The 5482-nt window shown below is 31.4% G+C and carries 5 protein-coding genes; 2 read left to right on the plus strand and 3 right to left on the minus strand.

Annotated features, from left to right (window positions below; all coding sequences use genetic code 11):
- Window positions 1-160: 160 nt before the first annotated feature.
- Together LW137_RS07195 and LW137_RS06915 are read right to left on the minus strand one after the other, a co-directional pair.
- Entirely contained in the window at window positions 161-925 is a 765-nt protein-coding gene (locus tag LW137_RS07195) for a Fic family protein (RefSeq protein WP_283092258.1), read from the minus strand.
- Entirely contained in the window at window positions 922-2409 is a 1488-nt protein-coding gene (locus LW137_RS06915) for a hypothetical protein (protein ID WP_233034849.1), read from the minus strand. The genes LW137_RS07195 and LW137_RS06915 overlap by 4 nt, the downstream gene beginning before the upstream one ends.
- A 388-nt stretch (window positions 2410-2797) precedes the next feature.
- Between LW137_RS06915 and LW137_RS06920 the strand changes: the two genes are divergently transcribed.
- Both LW137_RS06920 and LW137_RS06925 read left to right on the plus strand, forming a co-directional pair.
- Entirely contained in the window at window positions 2798-3013 is a 216-nt protein-coding gene (locus LW137_RS06920) for a hypothetical protein (RefSeq protein ID WP_233034851.1), read from the plus strand.
- The gene (locus tag LW137_RS06925) at window positions 3006-3830 is read left to right on the plus strand and encodes a hypothetical protein (protein WP_233034853.1); all 825 of its coding nucleotides are present in this window, start codon (window positions 3006-3008) and stop codon (window positions 3828-3830) included. The genes LW137_RS06920 and LW137_RS06925 overlap by 8 nt, the downstream gene beginning before the upstream one ends.
- A gap of 228 nt (window positions 3831-4058) precedes the next feature.
- On the opposite strand, the gene LW137_RS06930 is transcribed toward LW137_RS06925, so the two are convergent.
- Complete coding sequence (locus LW137_RS06930; RefSeq protein WP_233034862.1) at window positions 4059-5135, minus strand: replication initiation protein; 1077 nt, start codon at window positions 5133-5135, stop codon at window positions 4059-4061.
- Between the last annotated feature and the right edge of the window lie 347 nt (window positions 5136-5482).

A 5482-nucleotide genomic window follows, 5' to 3' on the forward strand; every position in this document is an offset into this window, starting at 1 on the left:
CTCGGTTACTAAGAACTTATTACAATAGTTTTCTTCCCTTGTAGTTAAGGTGAGTTTGTTTTGAGGCCTATAAGCAAGGCAAAGCCTTTTTTTAATCACTTTTGCAATGGATAGTCTTTTGGTTGATGAGAGAAGTAAGGGTAAAAAAATAAAGGGAGAATTATCTCCCTCTCCCATTTTGTTTTTCAAGTTCCACTCTTCTTTGAGGTGATAGTTTTTGAGTGTTTTGCCTAATATTTTGCTTAAAAATCTCCATTCTCTCTTGTTCTTTAGCTTGAATTTGTTTTGCGAGTGCAACAAAATCATCAAGCTTTTCTTCCCTTAGAATGGCAATGTAAAGGTTTTTATCTTCTTTTTGAATGATGGGCGGAAGAATGTTTTCTTGCAAACAAGAATAAAAAATAAGCAATCGCCCCGTTCTTCCGTTTCCATCGCTAAATGGGTGAATTCTTTCAAAATCAAAGTGTGTTTTGAGGATTATTTTTAATTTTTCATCATCATCTTTTGCATTTTGAAGTTGATAATCTAAATTATCGCAAAGCTCATGGATTCTTGTTGGGACAAGATAAGGTTTTGTTGTTTCAAAATCTGCTCCCACAATGAGGTTTTGTATTGTTTTAAAGCTTCCTGCATTATCAAGAAGATTTTCCATTGTAAGGGCATGGATCTCTTTAATGAGTTGAGTGGTGAGTTTTTGTTCATCTTGAATGCTTTGTAAAATAAATGGCATCACTTTTTTGTAGTTTTTAACTTCGTAAAACTCTCTTTCTAAAACATTGCCTGTGATCACTCCACTTAAAAGAATTGAAGCTGTTTGCTCTTGAGTGAGTGTGTTTCCCTCAATAGCTGTGCTGTGATGTGTCATTCTGACTAAATAATCTTGCATATATTCTGATGATTTGAGCATAAAGTCTAGTAAGTTCATCTCCCTCTCCCATTTTGTTTTTCAAGTTCCGCTCTTCTTTGAGGACTTATTCTTTTACTTTTATTTGGCTCTAAAATCGATTTTATTTCATTCTTAAGGTTTTGTATTGTTTGAAGTGCGTTTTTTAATTCTATGGCTAATTCTGTGTTCTTTTTGACTAATTCTTCATTTTCTTTTTTTAATGGAGCGATAATTTGATTTTTTTCATCTTCATTTAGGGGCCGTTTGATGATTGTCGTTTGATTTGTGGTTCTTTCGCTCTCTTTGGCGGCGATATTTAAATCTTGGAGTGTTTTGATTTTTTGTTCTTTTTCTTCGACAATCTTCCAAGTATTGATATTTTGTGCTTTTAAGATTCTTAGCTCTTCTCTGTCGATGGCGTTTTGCTGAATTTCTCTCTTGAGTTTTTTGTTTTCTTTGGTGATTGAGTTAATGCACTCTTTGAGCGTTGTTTTGAGTTTAAGCTCCTTGTTTCTCTGTGCGAGATAATCAATGATTTCTTTTTTAATTTGCTCTTCACTTTTAAAATCTTGATCTTGAGCTATTCCACGCACTGCTTTAAAATCTTGAGCCTTAAAACCTTTGTTTTTTATTATTTCGACATAGAATTGAGCGATTTTCTTGCGTTTTGAAGTACTAATGTTGTCTTTTTTGCCAAAGAGAGAGCTAAAGAATGATTGTTTTTTCTCTTGTGTGATAGATTGTTCTCGTACTTCTGCTTCTTTGTTTTTAAGTGTTTCTTGCTCCTTGACATAACGATAATGTTGATGAGCCAAACGCTTCTTTTTTGAGCGTTCTTGTCCTCGCTCCATTCCTAGAATTTGAGCAATTTCACTTTGCATTTCAGAGAGTCTGCGTTTATTGAAATTCCATTGTTGTTTTCCATTGGCATAAGTGATGAAATTGAGGTGGGCATGGTAGTTATATTTTGGGATTTTTTTCCCTTTAATTTCTTCTAAATATCCCTCATCTCTATGGATTGTTATTGCACAGCAAATAAATTTATATTTGTTCTCAAGATGTTTTTTGACTTTATGTAAATCTTCCATTGTGTGGTTAGAGTTAAGATTGATGACTGCTTCTCTGTGTGCATTTTCAAACTTTGGATTAGCTCCACCCTTACGTTTTGTGCTTCTTACTTGTTCTAAGAAGATTTCTTTGGGAGATTTTATTGCTCCATTCTCATCACTTAACGCCCAATACTCATTCTCTTGATGATATTCCTTTGGCAAGAGATATTTGGCTTCTTTTTTCTCATCTTCTGTTCTAAAGTTGTGAGAATAAGAATAGCTTCTTGCTTTTTGAAAGTTGATTGATGATCCCCTAGATTCTTTAATGGCTTTGATTGTTTTTATGGAATTGGTAGGTTTGCTTTTGAAATACAAGCCATCAAAACTACAATGAGAGTTTGAGAGAAAAGATGATTTTTCTTGTTTGGTATATCCTGCTCTCACTTCCTCAAACTCAAAGTTTTTTTCTTGCATTTTTTTCCTTAGATTTTTGAGTGAGCTTGCGAACCAAAACTCACTTATAACTTTAGTTATAGTAGTGAGCTCACTACTATAACTTTTCACTTAGGCTCAAAATTATATCGTGAGTTTCATCGCTCACAAGTTCGCTTATGAAAAAGTAATACATATTGACTTTTTATAATTTTTGAGTTTTCCACTCTTATCATCTATAAAACCTTCTTCTCTTATTGTGTAATTCTTTAATCTCAACATTAATTAAAAGTGTTTTGTGGGGTGATTTCCAAAATAAGCTTTGAAATTATAAAAATTTTCTTGATTTTGCTAAATAAAATAGCTAATATTAATATTATAAATAATTAATACCCAATGTATAATTCAAAAAAATTATTAAGGAATGAAAATGCAAAGAAAAAATGAAGGAACTTTAATTACGGGCTTATGGGAAAATAGAAAAAATGAAAAAATATTTTATATTGGGAGAATAAGCGGAAATCTGAATGCGATTCTTGTTGAGAACAAAAACAAAAGAAATGAAAACGATCCAACACATCTTCTTTATTTTTTTAATGGAAAGAAGGATGAAATATTGGATTTTGTAGGAGAAAGATATGAATGAAAGTTTTATAAAAAAAGCTTTTTCAAAAGAGAGGCTTGAGAGTTATAAAAATATTGATGAGTATTTTGATAATTTAAAACTTGTGAGAAAAATAACACCCATGTTGCAAATATTGGAGGTTTTTATACGGAATCAAGTTGACATAAAAATGTGCGAAAAACTTGGAAATGATTGGATAGAAAAAGAAATTTCAGAAAAATATAAGGTCGATCTGTCTTTTATCTTTGAAGCTCTTGATGAAAAATCACAAGACACTCAAAAGATTTTAGAGGTAAAAAAGAGAATTAAAAAGATAAGGACGAAGGAGTTTAAAAAACTTTTTGAAAATATTAAGATTCATTCAAGCATCATTTATATTTTAAAAAAAAAGTTGAAAAATAAGAATTTTGATTTTAGAAGAGAATTAAGATGTTTATTTATTTCAAAAATGAGTTTTGGATTTTGGCAACCAATAATTGAAAGAAAAAGAATTGTTATTTTTGATACAACAGACATGGATCTTGAAAAATATAATGGAAAAATAAGAAAAGAATCTTCTCAGAAGATGGCGTTAAGAGATGATTTTTTTAAAAATAATGCAATCATAAATTTATTAATTTCATTAAGAAATAGAGCATTTCATGGAGAAAATTTATTAGAAGGAAAGAATGATAGAATGTACGCAGCCTGTTCCAAAACAATACATTATTATAGTGACAAAAAAAACAATAAGCACACAATGTCGGTGGTACTCGGTATTAAAACAAATTTAGTTGAAGATTTTTTAGTTGAATGTATAAAAAGAGGTGATCTGCAAGATGTTTTAAAAATGCTCTAAATTGGTGGGAGATGCTGTAAAAACAGACACCATATTAAACCCACTATAGCGCACTAGATTATAATTAAAAATAAAATAAAAATCAAGCTTTCTATACAAAATTAATTTTCAAAAGGCAAACAAGAATACTTTATTGGGCCTTGCTTTCGTTAAAAGAGAAGGTTTATTCATATAAAAATTTTTCTATTTGATCGGAAATAAGAGCTTTGACTCTCCTGTTGTATTCCATTAAACTCTCACGCTTTCTTTCTGTCTCTTTTCAATCCACTTTCTCATAATCTCTTTATAAGCATTGATTCTCTCTTGCTCATCTTGCCAATCAATTAAATCTAGTTTTGTTTGTTTCTCTTGCTCTGCTTCGATTTCAATCGCATTATGAATTCCATTGCAAAGACGATTAAGGAATGTTTTTCCATCATGGCAAGAAAAAGATACATTGTCGCTATGATCACAATAAATGGCGTGATAGTTATTCTCTTTTTCTTGGTGGATTCTTGTTATTGTCCTGATTACCCCATCTTGCTCATATTTAAAGCCTAAGAATGCCTTATAGCCAAAGGCTTCTTTATTGTCTTTATAGAATTTGAGAAGATATTTAATCTTGTCTTCTGCAATTTTTGTGGCTTTATTTTCAAAGTGAATGCGTATTCTAAGCACTTTTTTACGCTGTTTTTTAATCTCTTCAATCTTGGAGATAAAAAGGTCTGATTTTTCGTTTATTTCTACTATCGCAGGGTCTAAAACCCTTTTCTTGAATTGTCCATAATCTAAGTAGCTCTTTGGGAGCTGAAGTATTTTATGTAAGTCTTCCATATCAAAATCTCTGTAAGCCATTTTTCGGTAGTCTTTTAGGAGTGCGTAGATTCTGATTGCGTATTTGCTCTCAAATTGCTTGATATATTCCACATTCTCAATCTTTGTAAATTGCTTGAGATTGAGGAGATATGGACGCATTTTGTCATTAAACTCAAAGCCAATCATTTGAGCTTTTGTATCAAATTCAAACCCTGCAAAAATGGGATAAACTCTCCATATATCCCCCTCTTGGATTTCAAAGCATTGTTTAGCTAGAGTTCTGCAAATATCCTTAGTATCCTTGATATTTGTTTGAGAGAAGCCCAAAGAGCCTACAAAGTCCTTTACGCTGATTGTGTATTTCATAAACTTATCATCGTCTTTGTCAATGAGCGTAGATACTTGATAAAAGACTTTTAGTTCATTAGCACTCATCTTGGTTTTGGCTGTTGATATTTCACTTCCTACTGATGATTTTTTGCGTGTAAATCCATTTTCTAGTTCTTTCATAGTGCTCTCTGTTATTCTTGCATTTTATGTTTGTGTCAGAATAATATCAAAATAGCTATCACAAAAGTCAGAATTACTATCACAAAAGTCAGAATTGCCCCCATTTTTCTATCACAAAAGTTCGAATTACTATCACAAAAGTCAGAATTCAAGTGATTTTGTTCCCTATCTTAGGCACTTTGAAGACACCGACACCTTCAATACACCTTCTACTTATATACACCTTCGCAATAACTTCAAAAAACAACATAAAAAAGTTCAAACAAAGCAAAACTTAGAGTCAAAAATTGGACTGATTTTTTTCGCTTCGCTTCAAAAATCTCCTCATTTTTGTTTTTAGTTTTTTA

It is taken from the genome of Helicobacter kayseriensis, from assembly GCF_021300655.1.
Taxonomy (GTDB): domain Bacteria; phylum Campylobacterota; class Campylobacteria; order Campylobacterales; family Helicobacteraceae; genus Helicobacter_G; species Helicobacter_G kayseriensis.